This is a genomic window from Embleya sp. NPDC050154, assembly GCF_044460165.1.
Lineage (GTDB): Bacteria > Actinomycetota > Actinomycetes > Streptomycetales > Streptomycetaceae > Embleya.
Genome location: NZ_JBITJP010000012.1, coordinates 166,281 through 188,825 on the forward strand (window position 1 = coordinate 166,281; position 22,545 = coordinate 188,825).

The window sequence follows — 22,545 nt, forward strand, 5'->3', positions numbered from 1 at the left end:
CGCGCTAACGTCTGCTGCATGCCACGTGGACGCCATCGCTCGGTCTCGACCGCCACACGCATATCCCTGCTTGCCGCCATATGCGCGCCGGCGCTCGTCGCCGTCGTCCTGGCGGTCGTCGCGGGAGGTGCGACCACACTTCGAATCGCCGTGCTGCTCGGTGTGTCCTCCGCCGCCGGCGCCCTGGCGTGGATGGTCCGCGGAAGCACCGCACACCACCGGCGGTCGGCCGAGGAGGCCATCGCGCGGCGTCGGGAGCGGGAACGCATGGCCGACGAGCTACGCGCGGCGATCGAGCGGGCCGGCGAGCACGAACTCGCCCTGGAACGGGCCGGCGCATCGGCCGCCGCCCACCTGGTGTCGCGTCCGCAGCCGTTGACCCCGGACCTGTTCGCGCGCGGTGCGGCGGTCCTGGACCTGCTGGACCGCCGAGCCGGCGAGGCGCGTCCGACGGCTCCGTCCATCGTTCCGGCGGTGCGCCGGCCACCGGTGTCCTCGCCGGACCTGGTTCCGGCCTACGCGGCCTCGGTGTTCGGCCCGTCCGCGCGACCGCGGCCCGCCGAGCCGACGCACGCGCCGCGGGCACCGCAAGCGCCGCAGGCGCCGGTACGCGAGCCGGTACGCGCCGAGGAGCGCCGCACGGCCGATGTGCGGCCGAGCCCGGCGCGCGCCGCCGAGACGCCGCGCGAGGCCGCGCCGACGGTGCGCGAGCCGGTGCCGACCGGGCGCCCCGTCGCGCCGATCGAGACGGCCCCGGGCGCCGCGGCCCCGGAGCCCATCGCGGTACGCCCCTCTACTCCCCTCGCACCCGAGACCGCGCCGGCCGCCGTCACGCGACCCGCCTCGCCGATCGCGCCGCAAACCGAGCTCACCCGGACCGCCGAGCGCACGCCGGAGGCGCCGGCCGAGTCCGAGGTCGCCGCCGAGGCGACCGCGACGGAGGATGCCCCCACCCGCTCCGCGAGCGCACCCGTCGCCGCCGCGCCCCCACCGGCCGAGGCGCCCGCGCCCGCCGAGGCGAGTGGACCCGCCGTCGAGGTGACCGAGGCCGCACCCGTCGCCGCTTCGGCCGCGCCGGCCGAGGTGGCGGAGTCGGCCGACTCCGAGACCGCCGAGGTCACCCGGATGGTGCGGGACAAGGTGCTGGAGGTGACCCGCCGCGTGGCCGACTCCGGCGCGTCCGGCCGGTTCGACTTCTTCGCGCCGCGTGCCGCCCTGGCCGAGCCCGAGGCGACCGGCTTCCTGACCGACGAGCTGTTCGGCTCCGACGCGCGCTACGACGCGCTCGTCGCCGGCCGCCCGCACGAGGACGAGGTCGAGCCGGCCGAGGCGACCTTTGCCCCGGGCCCGGCCGAGGACGACATCGAGGCGGATCGGCTCGCCGACCCGGTGCGCGCCGAGGAGGCTCCCGCCGCACAGCCGGCTCCGGTGCACCGCGGTCACGGCGTACGGTTCGCGCCCGACGAGTCCGATCCGAGCCGTCCGGGTGTGCCGCGGCCCAAGCCGCTGCCGGTGGACCTCACCGCGCACGACGACACCGAGGAGATCCCCCGGATCGACGTCCGAAAGCACGCCTGACCCGGCCGGCGCCCGTGGGGCCTGCCCCAGGAGCGCCGACCGGTGTCCCGGCCGTCACTTGTCGACGTCGCCCACGACGAAGAAGAGCGACCCCAGGATCGCCACCATGTCCGCGATCAGGCAGCCCGGCAGCAGCTCGGTCAGCACCTGCACGTTGTTGTAGGACGCCGAGCGCAGCTTGAGCCGCCACGGGGTCTTCTCGCCGCGCGAGACCAGGTAGTAGCCGTTGAGGCCGAGCGGGTTCTCGGTCCACGCGTAGGTGTGGCCCTCTGGCGCCTTGAGCACCTTGGGCAACCGCAGGTTCACCGGACCCTGCGGGAGCCGGTCGAGCCGGTCGCAGCACGCGTCGGCCAGGTCCAGGCTCACGTGTACCTGCTCCAGCAGGCACTCGAACCGGGCCAGACAGTCGCCCTCCCGGCGGGTGACCACGCGCAGCACGTCGGCCAGCTCGCGGTAGGCCAGGTACGGCTCGTCCCGGCGCAGGTCGAAGTCGACCCCGGAGGCCCGCGCGATCGGCCCGCTGACCCCGTAGGCGGCCACCAGGGCAGGCGACAACACGCCCACGCCCCGGGTGCGGGCGCGGAAGATCTCGTTGCCGGAGACCAGGGCGTCCAGGCCCGCCAGCCGGGTGCGCACGGTCGCCACGGCGTGCCGTACCCGCCCCGTCCAGCCCGCCGGCAGATCCTCCTTGAGCCCGCCGACCCGGTTGAACATGAAGTGCATCCGGCCGCCGGAGATCTCCTCCATCACCGCCTGGATCTCCTCACGCTCGCGGAACGCGTGGAAGATCGGGGTGATCGCGCCCAGCTCCAGCGGATACGAACCGAGGAACATCAGATGGTTGAGCACCCGGTTCAGCTCGGCGAGCAGGGTTCGCGCCCACACCGCGCGCTGCGGCACCTCCATGCCCAGCATGCGCTCCACGGCGAGCACCACGCCCAGCTCGTTCGCGAACGCGCTCAACCAGTCGTGCCGGTTGGCCAGCATCACGATCTGCCGGTAGTCGCGCACCTCGAAGAGCTTCTCCGCGCCGCGATGCATGTAGCCCACGATCGGCTCGGCGGAGACGATCCGCTCGCCGTCGAGTACGAGTCGCAGCCTCAGCACGCCGTGCGTGGAGGGGTGCTGGGGCCCGATGTTGAGCACCATGTCGGTCGTGTCGAGCTGGTCGGCGCCGATACCCACGCCCACGGTCCTGGCGGTCATGGACCCTGAGTCTGCCAGTAGTGGTGTGCTCCTTCGCACCCTTGTATGCCCACCTGGGAAGGTTGCCCGTATGAAACCGGCCGATGACGCCCTGGCTCCGCCCGATCTCGACTGGCGTGCCGTCTCGGAACAGCTCTACCGCATGCGCCGCGCCCTGCTGGTCGGCGCCTGCGCGCTGCTCGCCCTGGTCGGCGGCGGCCTGCTCGCGTGGCTCGTCGCGTGGTGGGTCGGCGCGGTGCTCGCGCTCGCCGGCGTCGGGGTCGCCGCCTGGGGTCTCCCGGCGATCCGGCGCAACCAGCGCTCGTGGCGCTACGCGGAGCGGGCCGACGACCTGCTGATCGCGCACGGCGTGCAGTTTCGCCGCCTGGTCGTGGTGCCGTACGGGCGGATGCAGTTCGTGGACGTCGAGGCGGGTCCGCTGGAGCGCCGGTTCGGCATCGCCACGGTGACTTTGCACACCGCCTCGGCCTCCTCGGACGCGGTCGTGCGCGGCCTGCCGCCGGCCGAGGCCGCGCGGCTGCGCGACCGGCTCGCGGCGCTCGGCGAGGCCCGATCGGCGGGGCTGTGAGCACCGGGGTCGAGCGGCCGGTCGAGCACCCCGGCGAACCGCGCCGCCTGCACCCGCTGACCCCGCCCGCGCGCGGTTGGGTGGTGATCGCGGCCTGCCTGGGTGTGGTGGTCCACAACGTCAACTCCGGGTGGGCGACCCCGAGCCGCCTGGTGATCGGGCTGGGCGTGGTGGTGCCGCTCGCGTTCGGGTACGGATACGTCTCGTGGTGGTTCACCACGTTCCGGATCGAGGGCGACGACCTGCGGCTGGACTCCGGCGTGTTGTTCCGGCGCACCCGGCACGTGCGGTTGTCCCGGCTGCAGGCGGTCGACATCGTCCGGCCGCTGGCCGCCCGGCTGTTCGGTCTCGCCGAGCTCCAACTCCAGGTGGCCGGCGGGGAACGGGCCGAGGCGAGCCTGTCCTACCTGGGCGAGGCGGACGCGCAGCGGCTGCGCGCCGAACTGCTCGCGCGCGCCGCGGGGGTGCGCCCGGACGTGGGGGAGGCGCCCGAACAGACGCTGGTGTCGGTGCCGCTGTCGGCGGTGGTCGGCTCGGTGCTGCTGTCGGTGGGCACCTGGGCCGCGCTCGCGCCCAGCGTGGCGGTGGTGGTGCTGGCCTTCGCGCTGCACGCGCCCGCGTTCGTGTTCGGCTCGGTGCCGCTGTTCCTGGCCGCCTGGCAGTTCACCGCGGGACGGGTGATCCGGAACTTCGACTTCACCGTGGCCGGTTCGCCGGACGGCCTGCGACTGCGGCACGGCCTGCTCGAACAGCGGCACCAGACGGTTCCGCCGGGCCGGGTCCAGGCGGTGCGGATCGTGCAGCCGTGGTTGTGGCGGCTGCGCGGGTGGGTGCGGGTCGAGATCAACGTGGCCGGCTACGGCGGCAAGGACGCCGACGCCAAGGAGACGATCCTGCTGCCGGTCGCGCCGCGCGCGGTCGCGCACGGCCTGCTCGGGCAGGTCCTGCCGGGTGTGCACGTCGACGCGATCGAGCTGATCCCGGCCCCGCGCCGGGCCCGCTGGCACGACCCGGTCGGCTGGTCGGTGTACGCCTACGGCGCGGACGCCGAGGTGTTCGTGGCCCGCAGCGGTCGGTTCCACCGGATCCTGGACGTGATCCCGCACGCGAAGGTGCAGAGCGTACGGCGGACCCAGGGGCCGTGGGAGCGCCGGCTCGGCCTGGCCACCGTGCACCTGGATTCCACGCCTGGCCCGGTGCATGTCAAGGCGGCCCGACGGGACGCGGCCGAGGCGCACACGATGGTCGCCGAACAGGCCGAGCGCTCGCGCGTCGGACGCCGCGGCGCGGGCGCGGAACGCTGGATCCACAACGCATCTGACAGTTCGTCAGGTTCCGCCTCTTCCCTCGGAGAGGGCGCCGGTTAATATCTGACGCATCGTCATATTCGCAGGGAGGCAGCGATGAGTCAGGTCGAGTCGAAGGGTGGAGCCCCGCTCGCGGGGGTTCGCATCATCGAGTGTTCGATGCTGGGGCCGGCCGCGATCACCTCGTCGCTGGTGGACCTGGGCGCCGAGGTGATCAAGATCGAGCCGCCGCAGGGCGACTACATCCGGGACATGACGTGGCCGATTGTGGAGGGCTCGTCGCTGATGCACCTCCACGTCAACCGGGGCAAGAAGTCCCTGGTCCTGGATCTGCGCAAGCCCGAGGCGATCGAGACGTTCAAGGCCCTGGTCAAGGACGCCGACGCGGTGATCGAGGCGATGCGGCCGGGCGGTCTGGCCCGGCGCGGGATCGGCTACGAGGACTTGAGGAAGATCAACCCGAGGATCGTGTTCTGCACGATCTCCGGCTACGGCGCCACCGGTCCGTACCGGGACATGCCCAGCCACGGCGTCGCCTACGACACCTGGGCCGGCGTGGTGAAGCCCGCGATCGACGAGGACGGCTTCCCGTACCTGCCCGAGCACGCCTCGATCGGCATCCACGCCGGCCCGATGTTCGGCGCGCTCGGTGTGCTCGCGGGCATCATCCGGGCCCGGGCCACCGGCGAGGGCAGTGTGATCGACATCGCCCAGTCCGACGCCGCCGCGTCGATGGACTGGCTGCGCAGCGAGACCTGGAAGGCGTACGAGCGCCCGGAGTCCGAGGTGACCGGCAACAAGTCGGACGACTACGAGCGCCGCGCGCCCGGCACCGGGGGCATGGAGAAGGGCGTGCGCTACCAGATCTACGCGACCAAGGACGACCGGCACGTGTTGTTCATGGCGTCCGAGCAGTCGTTGTGGAAGAACTTCTGCGAGGCGGTGGACCGGGCCGACCTGTTCGAGCGTTGGCCGGGCTCCAAGTACGCGGACCACGCGGTCGGCAACGTCGAGCTGCGAGGCATCCTGCGGGACATCTTCGCGACGCGCACCGCGCGGGAGTGGATCGAGTTCGGCAACGAGGCGAACACGCCGATCGCGCCGGTGAACACGCCGCAGACGATCGCCGAGGACCCGCAGTTCCAGCACCGGTTCCCGTGGATCGGCCAGGATCGGCTCGGCGCGGAGCAGCTCCCGTCGCCGATCAAGTTCGTCGGCGAGACGCTGCCGGTGCCGGAGCGGGCGCCGACGGTCGGGCAGCACAGCGCGGCCGTTCTGGCGGACCTGCTCGGGTACGACGAGGCCAGGATCGCCGAGCTTCGGGCGGCGGGTGCGCTCGGTAACAGCTGAGATTGGCCTCGAGCGCCGGCCGGGCTGGATTTGGTTGGCTTCCAGCGCCGGCCGGGCCGAGGGGTGGCCGCAAGCGCCGGCCGGGCTGAATGCGGTTGGCTTCCAGTGCCGGGCAGGCTGGATTCGGTTGGTTCTCAGGGGTCGCAGTCGGGCGGTCTCGGGGCCGGTCAGGGGCGGAGGCGGGCGGGGACGTTCATGCCCACGCCCTGGGCCAGCCAGTGGAAGTCGCCGAGGCCGCCCTTCGCGGTGAGTTCGCCGGCCTCGCCCGCGTCGCGCAGGCCGGCGAGGTAGCCGACCGGATCGGTGCGGGCCAGTTCGTACGGCGGTCGGTGGCCGACCACGCCCAGCGCGCGCAGGGCGTGTCGCTGGGTGGTCAGGACCGTGTCGCGCGCCCCGGCCGCCTCGCCCGCCGCGGCCACCGCGTCCATCGCGACATGGCAGGTCACATCGCAGGTGCCGTCCGGAACCGGCGGCACCTGCCGGCCCTGCCGATACCCGGCGAGCGTGCCGTACGGCGGGCGCCCGTCGGCCAGGTGCCCGTAGTCGATCGCCACCGCGACCCCCCGCTCCAGCCGCTCGATCGCGCCCGCCCACGCGAGGTCCCGCGGGTCGCCGATCTCCGCGCGCGCGCCCGGTTCCGCGCCGACCAGTGGCCACCAGCGGTCCAGCCAGCGCGCGTCCCGGTCGTCGGTGACCGCGCCGAGCCGCTCGTGGCCCGAGCGCACGTCCACCTCGACCAGCCTGGGCACGCCGTGCTCGTCCACCTCCGCGACGTCGGCCGGCACGTTGTCCAGCCACTCGTTGGCGATCAGCAGCGCGGTTCGGCCCGGTGGGATCTCCGGCCCCCAGGCGATCGACAGCGGCAGGGCCTCCGGCCGGTCGGCGACGTCCACGCCGATCAGTTCCAGGTGCGGCGCGATCCGACACAGCGCGATCAGCAGTTCGCCGCGCCCGGCGCCCACGTCCACGACGGTGTCCAGGCCCGCGGTCCGGGCCAGGTCGGCCAGCGCGCGGGCGAACAGCGGGGAGGCGTGTACCGAGGTGCGGAAATGGCCGGCGGGGCCCTCGGCCCGGCGGTAGAAGCCCTCGGCTCCGTACAACGCCCGACGGGTGGCTTCCTTCCAGGTCAGCCGTCGTTCCATCGCACCCGACGGTACCGGCCCCGGATCGCGCCCGTGCGACCGAGGTCGGTTCTGTGCCGGTCCGTCCGGAGTGCGAGCGAACGGATGTGCCCGTCTACCCTGCCTGTGTGCATCACCTGTACGCCTGGCTCCGTGGACGCCCCCTGCTCGTGGACGGAGCATGGGCGCTGCTGCTGCTCATGTTCGGCCTGTTCGAGGTGATCATCGATCAGCCCGGGCCGCCCGACGTCCCGCATCTGATCGCGCTCGGCACGATGTCGATCGTGCTGCTGATCCGCCGGCGCAATCCCACCCTCGCGCTGGTGGTCACCGTCGCGATCGGGATCTTCCAGCTCTTCGACGACATACCGCCGGGCCTGGAGGCGCTCGCGATGCCCGCGATCGCCTACAGCGCGGCCGCGTACAGCCCGCGCTGGGCGTCGCGCACGGCGCTCGTGGGCGGGGTGCTCGCGCCGATCGCGGCGATGTTGCGCTGGTGGGACAACCCGGATGTACCGACCACCGGCATCGTCTTCTTCACGCTGCTGCTGATGGGCCCGTTCGTGATCGCGTGGGTGCTGGGCGATTCGATGCGCACCCGGCGGGCGTACTACGTCGAATTGGAGGACCGGGCCGACCGGTTGGAGCGCGAGCGGGACCAGCAGGCGCAGATCGCGGCGGCGAGCGAGCGGGCCCGGATCGCGCGCGAACTGCACGACGTGGTCGCGCACAACGTGTCGGTGATGGTGGTGCAGGCCGACGGCGCGGCGTACGCGCTGGACGGAGCGCCGGAGTTGACCCGCGAGGCGCTCGGCACGATCTCCGCCACCGGGCGCGAGGCGCTCGCCGAGATGCGCCGACTGCTGGGCGTGCTGCGCTCGCAGAACGAGGGCGACGCGTATGTCCCACAACCGGGCGTCGAGCAGCTCGAGGACCTGCTGGAGCGGGTGCGCAGCGCGGGCCTGCCGGTCGGTCTGGCGGTCGAGGGGGTGCCGGTCGAGCTGCCTCAGGGCGTCGCGTTGACCGTGTACCGGATCGTCCAGGAGGCGCTGACCAACACCCGCAAGCACGGTGGGCCGAACGCCGAGGCGATGGTGCGGCTGCGCTATCTGGGCGAGGACGTCGAACTGGACGTGGGCGACGACGGCCGCGGCGCGGCGGCCCCGGGCGACGGGATGGGCCACGGTCTGGTCGGCATGGGCGAGCGGGTCGCGCTGTTCGGCGGGCGGTTGGAGACCGGACCCCGGTCGGGCGGCGGCTGGCAGGTCCGGGCCCGATTGCCGGTACGCCCGGGGGAGGGCTCCTGAGCCGTCCGGACGGCACTCCGGGCGTGCTTGCCGCATTGCCGGGTGCGACTTGTGGCGGAGGACCGATTCGGTACGTCGGTTGACGCGCGCACGACCCGGTGCCGCGTAGCGTCGAAGTGTGCAACGAATCTACGCGTGGCTGCGAGCGCACCCCTTGTGGGTCGACTCGGTGTGCACGATTCCGATCCTCGGCCTCGCACTGCTGCAGGTCTTCGAGGACACCACCGCACCCGCTCCGCGCTGGTGGTGGTTCGTGATCGTGATGCTGCTCAGCCTGGGCATGGCGCTGCACCGGGTGCGGCCCCTGACCGCGACCGCCATGGTCGTGGTCGGCGGGTTGATGCAGCTGGTCTGGGACGGCACGCTCACCTCGGCCAACTACGCGATGCTCGTCGCGCTGTACACGGCTGCCAAGTCCGGCCCGCGATGGCTCTCGCGCATCGGGCTCGCGATGGTCCTGCTCGGGCCGGCCATCCTGCTTGCGCGCTTCCCGGAATCGAGCGATTCCTCGTTCCGCGACAACGTCATCGGTTTCGGCTTCCTCGTGGTGCTGCTCGCGATCGCGTGGGTGCTGGGCGATTCGATGCGCACCCGCCGGGCGTTCTACGCCGAGTTGGAGGAGCGGGCCACCCGGCTGGAGTTCGAGCGCGACCAGCAGGCGCAGATCGCCGCGGCGGCCGAGCGGGCCCGGATCGCGCGCGAACTGCACGACGTGGTCGCGCACAACGTGTCGGTGATGGTGGTGCAGGCCGACGGCGCGGCGTACGCGATCGACTCGTCGCCGGACCGGGCCCGCGAGGCGCTGGGCACGATCGCGGCGACCGGACGCGAGGCGCTGGCCGAGATGCGTCGGCTGCTGGGCGTGCTGCGCTCGCAGGCCGAGACCGACGCGTACGTACCTCAGCCGGGCGTGGACCAACTCGGCGAACTGGTCGAGCAGGTGCGCACCACCGGTCTCAACGTCGAGCTCCGGGTCGAGGGGGTGCCGGTCGAACTGCCGCAGAGCGTCGCGCTGACCGCGTACCGGATCGTCCAGGAGGCACTGACGAACACCCGCAAACACGCCGGCCCCGATGCCACCGCGACGGTCGGTGTGGGCTACGGGGAAGATGGCCTGGAGATGGAGATCAGCGACGACGGGCGGGGCGCCGCGGCTCCCGGCGACGGCATGGGCCACGGCCTGGTCGGTATGCGCGAGCGGGTCGCGATGCTGGGTGGTCGGTTGCGGACCGGGCCCAGCGTCGGCGGAGGGTGGTCGGTCAGCGCGATGTTGCCCTACGCGGGCCGCCCCGACTCCTCGTCCGTCTCCTCCGGCACGCCCAACAGGACGACTCTTCAAGGAGCTCAGTGAGCATCAAGGTGATGCTGGTCGACGACCAGGAATTGCTGCGGACCGGCTTCACCATGGTGTTGCAGGCGCAGCCGGACATGAGCGTGGTCGCCGAGGCCGGCGACGGTGTCGAGGCGCTCGACAAGCTTCGGCACGCGGACGTCGACGTGGTCCTGATGGACGTGCGGATGCCCCGGATGGACGGGGTCGAGGCATGTCGGCGGATCTGTGCCGAGGGTGGTGAGAACGCGCTGGTGCTGCCGGAGGGCCGGGCCCGGCCCAAGGTGCTCATGCTGACCACCTTCGACCTGGACGAGTACGCGTTCGCCGCGCTCAAGGCCGGGGCCAGCGGCTTCCTGCTCAAGGACGTGCCGCCGCCGGAACTGCTGTCCGGGATCCGCGCGGTGGCCTCCGGTGACGCGGTGGTCGCGCCGAGCACCACCAAGCGTCTGCTCGACCGGTTCGCGCCGATCCTGCCCAGCGACCACGAACCCCGGCCGGACGTTGTGGACGCGCTGACCGAGCGCGAGCTGGAGGTGATGATGTTGGTCGCCCAGGGCCTGTCCAACGCGGAGATCGCTCAGCGGCTGTTCCTGTCCGAGGCCACCATCAAGACCCACGTCGGCCGCATCCTGATGAAGCTCGGGCTGCGCGACCGGGTCCAGGTCGTGGTGCTCGCGTACGAGACGGGCCTGGTCAAGGCCCGGGGCCGCTAGGCGCGGTGCCAGGCGGCGCGGACCCACCAGGATCCGCCGGGACAGGGCCTGGCACCCGTCCCGAGGACCTGTGTCCGGGATCGTGAACGCGGGTCGGGCGATCGCCCGACCCGCGTTCGGTGTCCGGCCGGCCCGCGTCGGCCGGTCGATCGGTGGATCTGTCGGTGTATCGGTGGATCAGTCGGTGTAGAAGCCGCCGTCCGGGTGCAACATCTCGCCGGTGAAGTAGGACGACTGGTCGCTCGCCAGGAACAGCGCCGCGTTGGCCACCTCGCGGGCGCTGCCCATCCGGCCCAGCGGCACGCTGCCGAGCAGGCGCTGCTCCAGTTCGGGCATCCCGCGCAGGACCGCCGTCATGTTGGTCTCGATGAAGCCCGGTCCGATCGCGTTGACCCGGATCCCGGCCGGTCCGAGCGCGAGCGCGGCCTGCTTGGTCAGCATCCACACGCCGGCCTTGGACACCGAATAGGCCGCCGAGCCGGCCTCGGGGTGCTTCGCGGCGATCGACGCGATGGTGATGATCGAGCCGCGCCGGCCGCCGGCCACCATCCAGCGCGCGGCGGCCTGGACCGCCAGCAGCGTGCCGGTCAGGTTCACGTCGAGCACGCGCTGCCACTCGGCCAGGGGGCTGTCCACGAATCGTTTGATCGGGTCGCGTTCGACCGCGGCCCGGTTGCTCGGCCGCCCGCTGACGTAGTCGGCCGTACTGATGCCCGCGGCGGTGACCAGGACGTCGATCGCGCCGAACGTGTCGATCGCGTGCTGCATCACCGTCCCGGTGTCCGTGGGGCTGCTCGCGTCGGTGTGCATGTAGGTGGCCCGCCGGCCACGTTTCTCGACCGCCTCGATGGTGTCCATCGCGGCTTCGTCGAGAAGATCGGCGACCACGATGTCGGCGCCCTCCTCGGCGAACCGCTCGCAGCACGCGCGGCCGATCCCGTTGGCGCCGCCGGTGACCACGGCGACCCTCCCGTCGAGCTGTCCCATCTCCCGCTCCCCATCTCCATCCCCCCGCGTGTGCGATCGATGGTGTTGCCCATCCCACGCGACCCTCGAAACTCCCCGATCCTTGAGGCATGCTGTTACACCGTTACAGGAGCAGTGATCGCCTCCGGGAGGAACCCGCATGACCACCACCGCAGCCGGCCGCCCCGCCGTGCACATCGGGGCAGAGGACCTGCCGTTCGTCGAGATCGGCGACGGCAACAAGCTCAAGGTGCTGTGCGTCAAGGAGGAGGAGGGCCTCTGGATCGTGGAGAACATCTTCCAGCCCGGCTTCGCCGTCGAGACGCACCGCCACACCGGCCCGGTCTACGGCTACACCACGTCCGGCGCGTGGAAGTACGCCGAGTACGACTACGTCAACCGGGCCGGCTCGTTCCTGTACGAGCCCGCCGGTTCGGTGCACACGCTCACCTGCGTCGAGCCCGACACCCGGGTGTGGTTCCAGATGTACGGCGCCAACCTCAACCTGGACGCCGAGGGCAACATCACCTCGGTCACCGACGGCGCCGGCACGCTGCGCGCCTACTACGCCCTGTGCGAGGCGCAGGGCTTCGGTCGGCCGAACGTGCTCGTGGGCTGACGACGTGCGATCCGCGGTTGCGAGGGAGACGCCATGACCAGCACGCCCGACCTGATCCGACCCGACCTCTACAGCCCCGAGGGGTATCTCGACGGGCCGCCGCACGCGCTGTTCGCCGAGCTGCGCCGGACCGATCCCGTGTACTGGCAGGACATCCCGGGGCAACCGGGCTACTGGGCCGTGCTCAGGCACGCCGACGTCGAGTACGTGTCGCAGAATCCGGCGATCTTCTCCGCCGAGGCGGGCGGGATCATCCTGGAGGACCTCGAACCCGAGCGGCTCGAAGCCCTGCGCGGCACGTTGTTGTCGATGGATCCGCCGCGCCACCGCGCGTACCGCAAGCCGCTGGTGAAGTCCTTCACCGCGAAGGTGGTCGGCGGCATGGAGGACCGGATCCGGACCATCTGCCGGGAGATCTTCGCGCGTGTGGGCACCGGCGACGTCGAGTTCGTGCACGACGTCACCTCCGGCCTGCCGACCCAGGTGATCGGCGAGCTGATGGGCCTGCCCGCGGCGGACTGGGACCACATCCACGAGCTGGCCGAGCGGAACACCGCGGGCGAGGGCGGCCGGGCGGCGATCGAGATGGCCCGCTACGCGATCGGCTTCGCCGCGCGGCGCCGGGCCGAGGAACCGCGCGAGGACATCACCTCGCTGATCCTGGAGTCCGAGTTCGGTGGCCGGATGATGACCGACCTCGACTTCGGCCAGTTCTTCGTGCAACTGGTCACCGCCGGCAACGACACCACCAAGACCATGCTGTCCGCCGGACTGCACGCGCTGCTGAGCCATCCCGACCAGCTCGCCGCGCTGCGCGCGGATCGCGCCCTGGTGCCGGGCGCGGTCGAGGAGATCCTGCGCTGGGCCAACCCGCTGCACTACTTCCGCCGAACCGCCACCCGGGACACCGAGCTGCGCGGGGTGTCGATCAAGGCGGGCGACAAGGTGGCCATGTACTACACCTCGGCGAACCGCGACGAGGAGGTCTTCGCCGACCCACAGCGCTTCGACATCACCCGCAGGCCCAACCCGCACCTGTCGTTCGGCTTCGCCGAGCACTTCTGTCTGGGCGTGCACATCGCGCGCCTGGAGGGCCGGGTGTTCTTCGAGGAGCTGCTCGCGACCTATCCCACGATCGAGGCGACCGGCGAGCCCGAACGGTTGCGCTCGAACCTCAACAACGCGCTCACCCGATTGCCGGTCCGGCTCGGCTAGGGCCGGTTTCCGGACAGGTCCCGGGTCCCGTCCCGGGGGCGGTGTGGACTCGGATCGGACCGGGTTCCCCTCCGGTCCGGCGGTGCGGAGCGGACGGATCCCGGGATCCGTCCGCTCCGGGGGCGGTGCCGACCTGCCGTCCCGGGAGTGACCGACGGTGACCGGGCGTGATCCGGCCGAAGCGGCCGGTCTCTGCGGTGGCACGCGAGCGGTCCGCCAGGGCCGCTCTCGCGCCCTTAGCCGGCCGCGAGGCATGCGATCGCGGTCAAAAGGGGACACATAAGCGACCGACTCAGGGAAAGAAGAGGGCCGAACCCTCGCACCTGGTCAATCGTCACCGGTCTCCGGGAGGCTCCCCATGGGAAGCCGTCAACTGGTCATACGCGCGGGTCGACGCTGTGCGCTCGCGGTCGCCGCGATCGGAATCGTCGCGGCGGCCGGGGCCCTGGACGTCGGCTCCACCTCCTCGCCGTCACCCGAGCGCAGTAGCGCCGCCACGTCGGCGCAACCGACCGCCCCCGACACCCGACAGTCCTCCTCCGCCTACTCGCTGCAAACCCAGGGCGGCCCACGCAGCGTCCGGGTGGCCCGGGTGGTCACCGGCACGATGTTGTTGACCGGCCTCGTGCTGACCGCGCTCGGTGCGATCGGCATGCGCGGCCCCGAGCTGATCCGCCACCGGGTCGTGCGACGGGTCGTCCACCAGGCCGGCTCCTCCCGGTATCGGTGGCAGCCGCCCGGCGTGCCGCGGACCGGCCTGCCGACCAACCCGGGGACCGGCCCGCCCGGCGCGTGAGTACCCTGATCGGGCCAGTACTCGTCCGGTACCCGCCGCGGACTGGAACGGAAGGCTCGCTCGCGTGAACAACGACATCAACGCACGTCCGAATCCGCACGGCCGCTCGCCCGACCCTGCCGACCGCCCCGCGCGGCTGCGCGTGGGAGTCGTCGGCGCCGGCCGTGTCGGCCCGACCCTCGCCGCCGCCCTCGCCCTCGCCGGGCACTCGGTGGTGGCCGCCTCCGGTGTCTCGGAGACCTCCCGGCGCCGCGCCGAGGACCTGCTCCCCGGCGTCCCGCTGGTCACCCCGCAAGAGGTGATCGCGGCCTCCGACCTGACCCTGCTGACCGTGCCCGACGACGCGCTGGAGGCGCTCGTGCACGGCCTGGCCGAGACCGGCGCGATCAAGGCCGGTCAACTCCTGGTGCACGCGTCGGGCCGCTACGGCGTCGATGTCCTGGAGCCCGCCACCCGCGCCGGCGCGCTGCCGCTCGCGCTGCACCCGGTGATGACCTTCACCGGCAGCACGATCGACCTCGAACGACTGGCCGGGTGCTCCTTCGGGGTCACCTCGCCCGAGCCGCTGCGCCCGGTCGCCGAGGCGCTCGTGGTGGAGATGGGCGGTGAGCCGGAGTGGATCGAGGAGCGCGACCGCGCGCTCTACCACGTGGCCCTGGCCAACGGCGCGAACCACCTGGTCACCCTGGTCGCGCAGTCGATCGAACTGCTCGGCGCGGCCGGCGTGCGGGCCCCGGGCCGGATGCTCGGACCGCTGCTCGGCGCCGCCCTGGACAACGCGCTGCGATCCGGCGATCACGCGCTGACCGGCCCGGTCGCGCGCGGCGACGCGGGCACGGTGGCCGCGCACGTGGCCGAGCTGCGCCGGGTCTCACCCGAGGCACTCGCCGCCTACGTGGCGATGGCCCGGCTGACCGCCGACCGCGCGCTGAACGCCGGCCTGCTCAAGGCCGAGGCGGCCGAGGCGCTGCTGGGCGTGCTTGCCGAGGGCGGCCGACCGTGACCGCCGTGCGCCTGGCCCGGACCGCGGCCGAACTCACCGAGGACACCCGGCCGTACGGGTTGCGCGCGGTGGTGATGACGATGGGCGCGCTGCACCAGGGCCACGCGGCGCTGATCCGCGCTGCGCGCGGGTTCGTCGGCCCGAGCGGCCACGTCGTGGTCACCGTGTTCGTCAACCCGCTCCAGTTCGGCGCGGGCGAGGACCTGGACCGCTACCCGCGCACCCTGGACGCCGACCTGGAACTGAGCGAGGAGGCGGGCGCCGACGTGGTGTTCGCGCCGTCGGTGCAGGAGGTGTACCCGGGCGGCGAGCCGCGGGTGCGGATCACCGCCGGGCCCACCGGCGCGGTCCTGGAAGGCGCCTCCCGCCCCGGCCACTTCGACGGCATGCTCACCGTGGTCGCCAAGTTGCTGCACCTGACCGCGCCGAGGGTCGCCTTCTTCGGTGAGAAGGACGCCCAGCAACTCGCGCTGATCCGGCGCATGGTGCGCGACCTGAACTTCCCCGTCGAGATCGTGGGCGTGCCCACCGTCCGCGAACCCGACGGGCTGGCCCGGTCCAGCCGCAACCGCTACCTGTCCGAGGCCGAGCGGGAGAACGCGCTCTCGCTCAGCCGCGCGCTCGACGCGGGCGCCCGGCGCGCCGGCGAGGGCGCGGGCGCCGTGCGCGCCGCCGCCGAGGACGTGCTGCGCGCCGTGCTGGAACCCGACTATGTGGAGTTGGTCGACATCGACGACTTCACCCCGGTGGCCGCCGACCACGCCGGCCCGGCGATCCTGGCGATCGCGGCCCGCGTGGGCGCCACCCGGCTCATCGACAACGCCCGCCTGACGATCACGGGAGTCCCCCGGTCATGATGCGCACGATGTTCAAGTCCAAGATCCACCGCGCGACGATCACGCAGGCGGACCTCCACTACGTCGGCTCGATCACCATCGACGAGGATCTGCTCGAAGCCGCCGACATCCTCCCCGGCGAACTGGTGCACGTGGTCGACATCGACAACGGCGCGCGCCTGGAGACGTACACGATCGCCGGCCCGCGCGGCACCGGCGTGATCGGCATCAACGGCGCCGCGGCACGCCTGGTGCACACCGGCGACCTGGTGATCATCATCGCCTACGCGCAGGTCACCGACGCCGAGGCGCGGGCGATGAAGCCGCGGGTGGTGTTCGTCGACGCGGCCAACACGATCACCGGCACCGGACACGACCCGGCCGAGGCCCTGCCCGGCGGCGAGACGGTGCGCGGCGACCGGGTGGTCCCCGCGCGGGCCGCGCAATGAACACGCCCGTAATGCCCGCGCGCCTGGCCGCACCCGATCCCGGGTGGACCGTGCGCGCGGATGTGATCGTGGTCGGCTCCGGGGTGGCCGGCCTGACCGTCGCGCTGCGCGCGCGCCGGGCCGGCCGGGTTCTGCTGGTGACCAAGGCGCAACTCGACGAGGGCTCCACCCGCTGGGCGCAGGGCGGGATAGCGGCCGCGCTCGGCGAGGGTGACACCCCCGAACAGCACCTGCGCGACACGCTCGTGGCCGGTGCCGGATTGTGCGCCGAGGACGCGGTCCGGGTGCTGGTCACCGAGGGCCCGGACGCGGTGCGCCGACTGATCGACACCGGCGCCGAGTTCGACCGGGGCCCGGACGGGGACGTGCTGCTCACCCGCGAGGGTGGTCACCTGCGCAACCGGATCGCGCACGCGGGCGGCGACGCGACGGGTGCGGAGATATCGCGCGCGCTGGTCGCCGCGGTGCGGGCCACGCCGGACATCGAGGTGATCGAGAACGCGCTCGTGCTCGACCTGCTCAAGGACGCCTCCGGGCGCGCGTGCGGGGTCACCCTGCACGTGATGGGCGAGGGCGCGCGGGACGGGGTCGGCGCCGCCGTGGGGCGGGCCGTCGTGCTCGCCACCGGCGGCATGGGCCAGGTCTTCTCGTCCACCACGAACCCCTCGGTGTCCACCGGCGACGGGGTCGCGCTCGCGCTGCGCGGCGGGGCCGAGGTCACCGACCTGGAGTTCGTCCAGTTCCACCCGACCGTGCTGTGGCTCGGCCCGGGCGCCGAGGGCCAGCAGCCGCTGGTCTCCGAGGCCGTGCGCGGCGAGGGTGCCCATCTCGTGGACGCGGCCGGCATCCGGTTCATGACGGATCGCCATCCGCTGGGCGAGCTGGCCCCGCGTGACATCGTGGCCAAGGGCATCATGCGCCGGATGGCCGAGACCGGCGCCGAGCACATGTACCTGGACGGTCGGCACTTCGGCGCGGACATGTGGAAGCACCGCTTCCCGACCATCCTGGCCGCGTGCCGCGCGCACGGCATCGACCCGGTGACCGAGCCGATTCCGGTCGCGCCCGCCGCGCACTACGCGAGTGGAGGCGTACGGACCGACCTGCACGGACGGACCAGCGTGCCGGGGTTGTACGCGTGCGGAGAGGTGGCGTGCACCGGCGTGCACGGCGCCAACCGGCTCGCGTCCAACTCGCTCCTGGAGGGCCTGGTCTTCGCCGAGCGGATCGCGGCCGACCTGGCCCGGGACATGCCGCCGTTCGCCGAGCCGGTCGCGCCGAGCGGTGTGACCGGGCTGCTCGGTGAGGCGGCGCGGCTGCGCCTGCAGCGGGCGATGACCGCCGGTGCCGGGGTGCTGCGCGACGCGGCCGGGCTGATCGGCACCGAGGCCGAGCTGACCGCGTTGGCCGGTCGTACCAGCACCGACCCGTGCACGCAGACGTGGGAGACCACCAACCTGCACCTGGTCGCCGGCGCGCTCACCCGTGCCGCGCTGCTGCGCGAGGAGACGCGCGGCTGCCACTGGCGCGAGGATCATCCCGACCGCGACGACACCGCGTGGCGCGGGAATCTCGTCACGTCGCTGCGCGAGGGCGCCCTGCACGTCGCCTACCAGGCCTACGAATCCGAGGAGTCGACCCCGTGACCACCGTCGAGCTGTCCGCCGATCTCACGTCGCGCCTGGCCGAGGCCGGGCTCGACCCGCTCGCCGTCGCCGCGCTGGTGACCGCTGCCGTGGCCGAGGACCTCGACGGCGGAGTGGACGTCACCTCGGTGGCCACCGTGCCGGAGCACGCGCGCGGCCAGGCCGAGTTCGCCGCGCGCGGGTCGGGCGTGGTCGCGGGCATCCCGGTCGCCGAGGCGGTCCTGGAACTGGTCTGCGGCGCCGACCTGGTGGTCGCCCGGCACGTCCGGGACGGTGACGCGGTGACGCCCGGCACGGTGCTGTTCACGGCCGAGGCGAGCACCCGCGCGCTGCTCACCGCCGAGCGGGTCGCGCTCAACCTGCTGTCCCGGCTGTCCGGCGTGGCCACCGCCACCCGCGCGTGGGTCGACGCGATCGAGGGCACCGGTGCCTCGGTCCGCGACACCCGTAAGACCACGCCGGGCCTGCGCGCCCTGGAGAAGTACGCGGTGCGCTGCGGCGGCGGGGTCAACCACCGGATGTCGCTGTCCGACGCGGCCATGGTCAAGGACAACCACGTGGTCGCCGCGGGCGGCGTGGCGGAGGCCTTCAAGGCGGTGCGCGCGGCCTTCCCGAACGTGCCGGTCGAGGTCGAGGTGGACCACCTCGAACAGATCCCGCCGGTGCTGGACGCGGGCGCCGACCTGATCCTGCTGGACAACATGACGCCCGAACGCATGCGCGAGGCGGTGACCCTGGTCGCGGGCCGGGCCCGACTCGAAGCCAGCGGCGGCCTCACCCTGGCGACCGCCCGCGCGGTCGCCGAGACCGGCGTGGACTACCTCGCGGTCGGCGCGCTCACCCACTCCGCCCCGATCCTGGACGTCGGCGTGGACCTGCGCGCCTGAGCGACCGGTACCGTTCACCGGATCAGCCGTCCCCGCCCCGCCGCCCCTCTCCTTCCCGAAGCCGCGCTCCGTCCCCCACGGCCCGAGCCAGAACACCAAGGACGCCCACGATGTTGCTCACCATCGACGTCGGTAACTCGCATACCGTGCTCGGCCTGTTCGACGGTGACGAGATCGTCGAGCACTGGCGCATCTCGACCGAGGCCCGGCGGACCGCCGACGAACTCGCGGTGGTCCTCGCGGGATTGCTCGGCCAGCACCCGCTGATCGGTGCCGACGGCATCGACGGCATCGCGATCTGTTCCACCGTGCCGTCCGTGCTGCACGAGATGCGCGACATGGTGCGGCGCTACTACGGCGACATCCCCACGGTCGTCGTCGAGCCCGGGGTCAAGACCGGCGTGCCGGTCCTGATGGACAACCCCAAGGAGGTCGGCACCGACCGGATCATCAACGCGCTGGCGGCGGTCAAGCTGTACGGCGGCCCGTGCGTGGTGGTCGACTTCGGCACCGCGACCACCTTCGACGCGGTCAGCACCAAGGGCGAGTACGTCGGCGGCGCGATCGCCCCCGGCATCGAGATCTCGGTGGACGCGCTGGGCGCGCGCGGCGCGCAACTGCGCAAGATCGAGCTGATGCGCCCGCGGAGCGTGATCGGCAAGAGCACGGTCGAGGCGATGCAGGCGGGCATCCTGTACGGCTTCGCCGGCCAGGTGGACGGCGTGGTCAAGCGGATGGCGGCCGAACTGTCCCCGGACGACCCGGACGCGGTCACCGTGGTGGCCACCGGCGGACTGGCGACGCTGGTGCTGGGAGAGGCCTCGGTGATCGATGTGCACGAGCCGTGGCTGACCCTGATCGGCCTGCGGATGGTCTACGAGCGCAACGCGGCGGTCTGATCGGAGCCGGCCTCGCGGTCGGCTCCAAGTCGGAAAAACACACGCATCAAATAAGCCGGATTGTCCACCTCTCCGCATACAGTGCGTGGTATGCCGACGCCACATGGTGACCAGGGGATGGCCTTCAGCGCGCACGAGGTGCGGGTGCTGCGTCGCGCGCTGGCCGTCGCGCTGCGCGGGGGGCGCGACTCGGTCGACTTCTGGCTGCTGGGCCGGGCGATCGGCGAGGCGCAGGACGAGCGCGAACGGCTGCGCGCGTTCATGACGGCCGAACTGCGGCGCTATCGGGCCGCGCTGCCCGGGAGCGCGGCCGGCTTCCTGTCCTGCCTGCGCAACGCGGTGGACGAGATCGCGCACGTCCCCTCGGCCGAGGACCTGGCCGCCCTGCGCACCACCCTCGACCTGCCGTGCGGCGAACGCGAACGCGCGAGCCGCGCGGCCCTGCTCCGCCGCTGCACACACCTGGCCGAGACCGACCTCGAACACCGCCTCGCCGCCCGAGCCCACCGCCGAGCCACCGCCGAAGCCGCCCGAGCCGTCCGCACCGACCCCCTGGACATCCTGATCCCCACCCGCCCCCGCCCCGCCCCACCATCGCCGACACCGGCCGAGCACAAACGCGACCGCACCCCGGAGCCGACACCGGTGCCGGTTGCGGCAAGCGAACCCGAGCCCCGGCCGACCCTCGCCGAAGCACCCGTCGCGCAGGCTGCGGACCAGACCGGTCCGGAGGCGACGGACGACGCCATGGCCACCACGGATGTCGCCAACGGCGCGGAGCCGGCTGACGGTACGGATGTCACGGACGGTACCGCCGAGATCGTCGATCGCGCCGTCGAGGACCCGTCCGAGGCCGAGCACGAACCCCAGGCCGAGCACGAAGCCCAGGCCGGGCCCGAAGCCGAGCACGGGCACGGGTTCGCACCCGACGCACCCGCGTCGCCCGAGCCCGAGGGCGCCGAGGTCGCGACCGACCGCGACGCCGAGAACCCGAACGCGACGCACGCACCCGCCCCCGATCCCGCGCCGGCCGCCGTCCCGCCCCTCGACGTCGGCCCGATCCGCGCGGCCCTCTCGCCGGTCATCCCGCACCGCCGCCAGGGCCGCCCCCTCGGCCAACTCCCGGCCCCCGAGATCCTCCAGACCGGCACCGGCTGACCGGGACCCCGCTTCCCATCCGGGCGGATATCGGTTCGGGGAGTCGGTTGGCCATGGGTAGCCTTGTCCCGTGACCGAGCAGAGCGCAGCGCAGCCGCAGATCGACGACCTTCCCGAGCAGATGCGGGTTCGCCGCGACAAGCTCGATCGGCTTCGGGCCGAGGGGACCGACCCGTACCCGGTCGGGTTCCCCCGCAGTACGACGGTGGGCGCGCTGCGTGCCGAGTTCGACGGTCTCGAGGCGGATGTGGAGACCGGGCGCCGGGTCGGCGTCACCGGCCGGGTGGTGCTCTACCGCACCGGCGGCAAGCTGTGCTTCGCGACGCTGCGCGACGGGGACGGCGACATCCAGGTGATGGTCTCGCTGGACGGCGTCGGCGCCGAGTCGCTCGCCGCCTGGAAGAGCGACGTCGACCTGGGCGACCACGTCGGTGTCGAGGGCCAGGTGATCACATCCCGCCGCGGCGAGCTGTCGATCATGGTCGACACGTGGGCGATCACGTCCAAGTGCCTGCGCCCGCTGCCGGACAAGCACAAGGGCCTGACCGACCCCGAGGCCCGGGTCCGCCAGCGCTACGTCGACCTGATCGTCAACGACGAGTCGCGCGCGATGTTGCGCACCCGCAGCCGGATCGTGCGCTCGATCCGCGAGTGGTTCGACACCAGGGACTTCCTGGAGGTCGAGACCCCGATGTTGCAGCCGGTGCACGGCGGCGCCACCGCGCGCCCGTTCGTCACCCACATCAATGCCTACGACATGGACCTCTACCTGCGCATCGCGCCGGAGTTGTACCTCAAGCGCCTGGTCGTCGGCGGCGCCGAGAAGGTCTTCGAGATCAACCGCAACTTCCGCAACGAGGGCGCGGACTCGACGCACAACCCCGAGTTCACCATGCTCGAGGCCTACCAGGCGTACGGCGACTACAACACGATGGCGACCCTCACCCGCGAGGTCTACCAGCACGTCGCGCAGGCCGTGTTCGGGACGCACACCTTCCGCTACGGCGACCGCGAGGTGGACATCTCCGGCGAGTGGCGCGAGATCACCGTCTACGGCTCGGTCTCCGAGGCCGTCGGCGAGGAAGTCACCCCCGAGACGCCGATCGAGACCGTGCGCAAGCTCGCCGACGCGCGCGAGATCGAGTACGACAAGGCGTGGGGCCAGGGCAAGCTGGTCCAGGAGATCTACGAGGCGCTGGTCGAGCACACCCTGGCCGAGCCGACCTTCGTGCGCGACTTCCCGATCGAGACCTCGCCGCTGACCCGCCAGCACCGCAGCGTGCCGGGCGTCGCGGAGAAGTGGGACCTGATCGGCTTCGGCATGGAACTGGGCACGGCGTACTCCGAGTTGGTCGACCCGGTCGAGCAGCGCCGCCGGCTCACCGAGCAGTCGCTGCTCGCGGCGGGCGGTGACGTCGAGGCCATGCGGATCGACGAGGACTTCCTGCGCGCGCTGGAGTTCGCGATGCCGCCGAGCGGCGGCCTGGGCCTGGGCATCGACCGGATGATCATGGCCTTCACCGGCCGCGGCATCCGCGAGACGATCCTGTTCCCGCTGGTGAAGCCGACCACCGACTGACCCGCCGGA

Annotated in this window: 21 protein-coding genes; 18 read left to right on the plus strand and 3 right to left on the minus strand. The window is 72.6% G+C overall.

The window, feature by feature from the left end:
- Window positions 1-18 precede the first annotated feature (18 nt).
- Complete coding sequence (locus ACIBSV_RS25505) at window positions 19-1,578, plus strand: hypothetical protein (protein ID WP_395866790.1); 1,560 nt, start codon at window positions 19-21, stop codon at window positions 1,576-1,578.
- Between the two features lie 54 nt (window positions 1,579-1,632).
- Here the strand turns inward: ACIBSV_RS25505 and ACIBSV_RS25510 are convergent, their stop codons facing one another.
- Window positions 1,633-2,784: an NADH-quinone oxidoreductase subunit D gene (locus ACIBSV_RS25510; protein WP_395866792.1), complete on the minus strand. Its 1,152-nt coding sequence runs from the start codon at window positions 2,782-2,784 to the stop codon at window positions 1,633-1,635.
- A 70-nt stretch (window positions 2,785-2,854) separates the two neighbouring features.
- On the opposite strand from ACIBSV_RS25510, the gene ACIBSV_RS25515 reads away from it, so the two are divergent.
- The 3 genes from ACIBSV_RS25515 to ACIBSV_RS25525 are packed head-to-tail and all read left to right on the plus strand — an operon-like array spanning window position 2,855 to window position 6,009.
- Window positions 2,855-3,352 (plus strand): PH domain-containing protein, encoded by a 498-nt coding sequence (locus ACIBSV_RS25515; protein WP_395866794.1) that lies wholly within the window; start codon window positions 2,855-2,857, stop codon window positions 3,350-3,352.
- Window positions 3,349-4,719, plus strand: coding sequence for a PH domain-containing protein (locus tag ACIBSV_RS25520; RefSeq protein WP_395866796.1), 1,371 nt, complete (start codon window positions 3,349-3,351; stop codon window positions 4,717-4,719). The genes ACIBSV_RS25515 and ACIBSV_RS25520 overlap by 4 nt, the downstream gene beginning before the upstream one ends.
- A 36-nt stretch (window positions 4,720-4,755) precedes the next feature.
- Window positions 4,756-6,009 (plus strand): CaiB/BaiF CoA transferase family protein, encoded by a 1,254-nt coding sequence (locus ACIBSV_RS25525; RefSeq protein ID WP_395866798.1) that lies wholly within the window; start codon window positions 4,756-4,758, stop codon window positions 6,007-6,009.
- 167 nt (window positions 6,010-6,176) lie between these two features.
- Here ACIBSV_RS25525 and ACIBSV_RS25530 read toward each other — a convergent pair whose 3' ends face one another.
- Window positions 6,177-7,151, minus strand: a complete 975-nt coding sequence (locus tag ACIBSV_RS25530) for an SAM-dependent methyltransferase (protein WP_395866800.1) — start codon at window positions 7,149-7,151, stop codon at window positions 6,177-6,179.
- 107 nt (window positions 7,152-7,258) lie between these two features.
- Between ACIBSV_RS25530 and ACIBSV_RS25535 the strand changes: the two genes are divergently transcribed.
- The 3 genes from ACIBSV_RS25535 to ACIBSV_RS25545 all read left to right on the plus strand — a co-directional run bounded on the left by ACIBSV_RS25535 (window position 7,259) and on the right by ACIBSV_RS25545 (window position 10,483).
- The gene (locus ACIBSV_RS25535) at window positions 7,259-8,437 is read left to right on the plus strand and encodes a sensor histidine kinase (protein WP_395866802.1); all 1,179 of its coding nucleotides are present in this window, start codon (window positions 7,259-7,261) and stop codon (window positions 8,435-8,437) included.
- 118 nt (window positions 8,438-8,555) lie between these two features.
- A complete protein-coding gene (locus tag ACIBSV_RS25540) occupies window positions 8,556-9,788 on the plus strand; it encodes a histidine kinase (protein WP_395866804.1) in 1,233 nt (410 codons plus the stop codon).
- The gene (locus ACIBSV_RS25545; RefSeq protein WP_395866806.1) at window positions 9,785-10,483 is read left to right on the plus strand and encodes a response regulator; all 699 of its coding nucleotides are present in this window, start codon (window positions 9,785-9,787) and stop codon (window positions 10,481-10,483) included. The genes ACIBSV_RS25540 and ACIBSV_RS25545 overlap by 4 nt, the downstream gene beginning before the upstream one ends.
- Window positions 10,484-10,660: 177 nt before the next feature.
- Here the strand turns inward: ACIBSV_RS25545 and ACIBSV_RS25550 are convergent, their stop codons facing one another.
- The gene (locus ACIBSV_RS25550; RefSeq protein ID WP_395866808.1) at window positions 10,661-11,470 is read right to left on the minus strand and encodes an SDR family NAD(P)-dependent oxidoreductase; all 810 of its coding nucleotides are present in this window, start codon (window positions 11,468-11,470) and stop codon (window positions 10,661-10,663) included.
- Window positions 11,471-11,609: 139 nt separating this feature from the next.
- On the opposite strand from ACIBSV_RS25550, the gene ACIBSV_RS25555 reads away from it, so the two are divergent.
- The 11 genes from ACIBSV_RS25555 to lysX all read left to right on the plus strand — a co-directional run bounded on the left by ACIBSV_RS25555 (window position 11,610) and on the right by lysX (window position 22,536).
- The gene (locus tag ACIBSV_RS25555; protein WP_395866810.1) at window positions 11,610-12,068 is read left to right on the plus strand and encodes a 2,4'-dihydroxyacetophenone dioxygenase family protein; all 459 of its coding nucleotides are present in this window, start codon (window positions 11,610-11,612) and stop codon (window positions 12,066-12,068) included.
- A 33-nt stretch (window positions 12,069-12,101) separates the two neighbouring features.
- Window positions 12,102-13,283: a cytochrome P450 gene (locus ACIBSV_RS25560; RefSeq protein WP_395866812.1), complete on the plus strand. Its 1,182-nt coding sequence runs from the start codon at window positions 12,102-12,104 to the stop codon at window positions 13,281-13,283.
- A gap of 358 nt (window positions 13,284-13,641) precedes the next feature.
- A complete protein-coding gene (locus ACIBSV_RS25565) occupies window positions 13,642-14,079 on the plus strand; it encodes a hypothetical protein (protein ID WP_395866814.1) in 438 nt (145 codons plus the stop codon).
- A gap of 64 nt (window positions 14,080-14,143) precedes the next feature.
- Window positions 14,144-15,082, plus strand: a complete 939-nt coding sequence (locus ACIBSV_RS25570) for a Rossmann-like and DUF2520 domain-containing protein (protein WP_395866816.1) — start codon at window positions 14,144-14,146, stop codon at window positions 15,080-15,082.
- Window positions 15,079-15,939 (plus strand): pantoate--beta-alanine ligase, encoded by an 861-nt coding sequence (gene panC / locus ACIBSV_RS25575; protein WP_395866818.1) that lies wholly within the window; start codon window positions 15,079-15,081, stop codon window positions 15,937-15,939. The genes ACIBSV_RS25570 and panC overlap by 4 nt, the downstream gene beginning before the upstream one ends.
- Entirely contained in the window at window positions 15,936-16,367 is a 432-nt protein-coding gene (panD, locus tag ACIBSV_RS25580; RefSeq protein WP_395866820.1) for an aspartate 1-decarboxylase, read from the plus strand. The genes panC and panD overlap by 4 nt, the downstream gene beginning before the upstream one ends.
- Window positions 16,364-18,013 carry an L-aspartate oxidase gene (locus ACIBSV_RS25585; RefSeq protein WP_395866822.1) on the plus strand — a complete coding sequence of 550 codons (1,650 nt, stop codon included), beginning with the start codon at window positions 16,364-16,366 and terminating at the stop codon, window positions 18,011-18,013. The genes panD and ACIBSV_RS25585 overlap by 4 nt, the downstream gene beginning before the upstream one ends.
- Window positions 18,010-18,900, plus strand: coding sequence for a carboxylating nicotinate-nucleotide diphosphorylase (gene nadC, locus ACIBSV_RS25590; protein ID WP_395866824.1), 891 nt, complete (start codon window positions 18,010-18,012; stop codon window positions 18,898-18,900). Before ACIBSV_RS25585 ends, nadC begins: the two co-directional genes overlap by 4 nt.
- A gap of 110 nt (window positions 18,901-19,010) precedes the next feature.
- Window positions 19,011-19,799, plus strand: a complete 789-nt coding sequence (locus ACIBSV_RS25595; protein WP_020549599.1) for a type III pantothenate kinase — start codon at window positions 19,011-19,013, stop codon at window positions 19,797-19,799.
- Window positions 19,800-19,889: 90 nt separating this feature from the next.
- Window positions 19,890-20,957 (plus strand): hypothetical protein, encoded by a 1,068-nt coding sequence (locus tag ACIBSV_RS25600; protein WP_395866826.1) that lies wholly within the window; start codon window positions 19,890-19,892, stop codon window positions 20,955-20,957.
- Between the two features lie 70 nt (window positions 20,958-21,027).
- Window positions 21,028-22,536: a bifunctional lysylphosphatidylglycerol synthetase/lysine--tRNA ligase LysX gene (gene lysX / locus ACIBSV_RS25605; protein ID WP_395866828.1), complete on the plus strand. Its 1,509-nt coding sequence runs from the start codon at window positions 21,028-21,030 to the stop codon at window positions 22,534-22,536.
- Window positions 22,537-22,545: the final 9 nt, after the last annotated feature.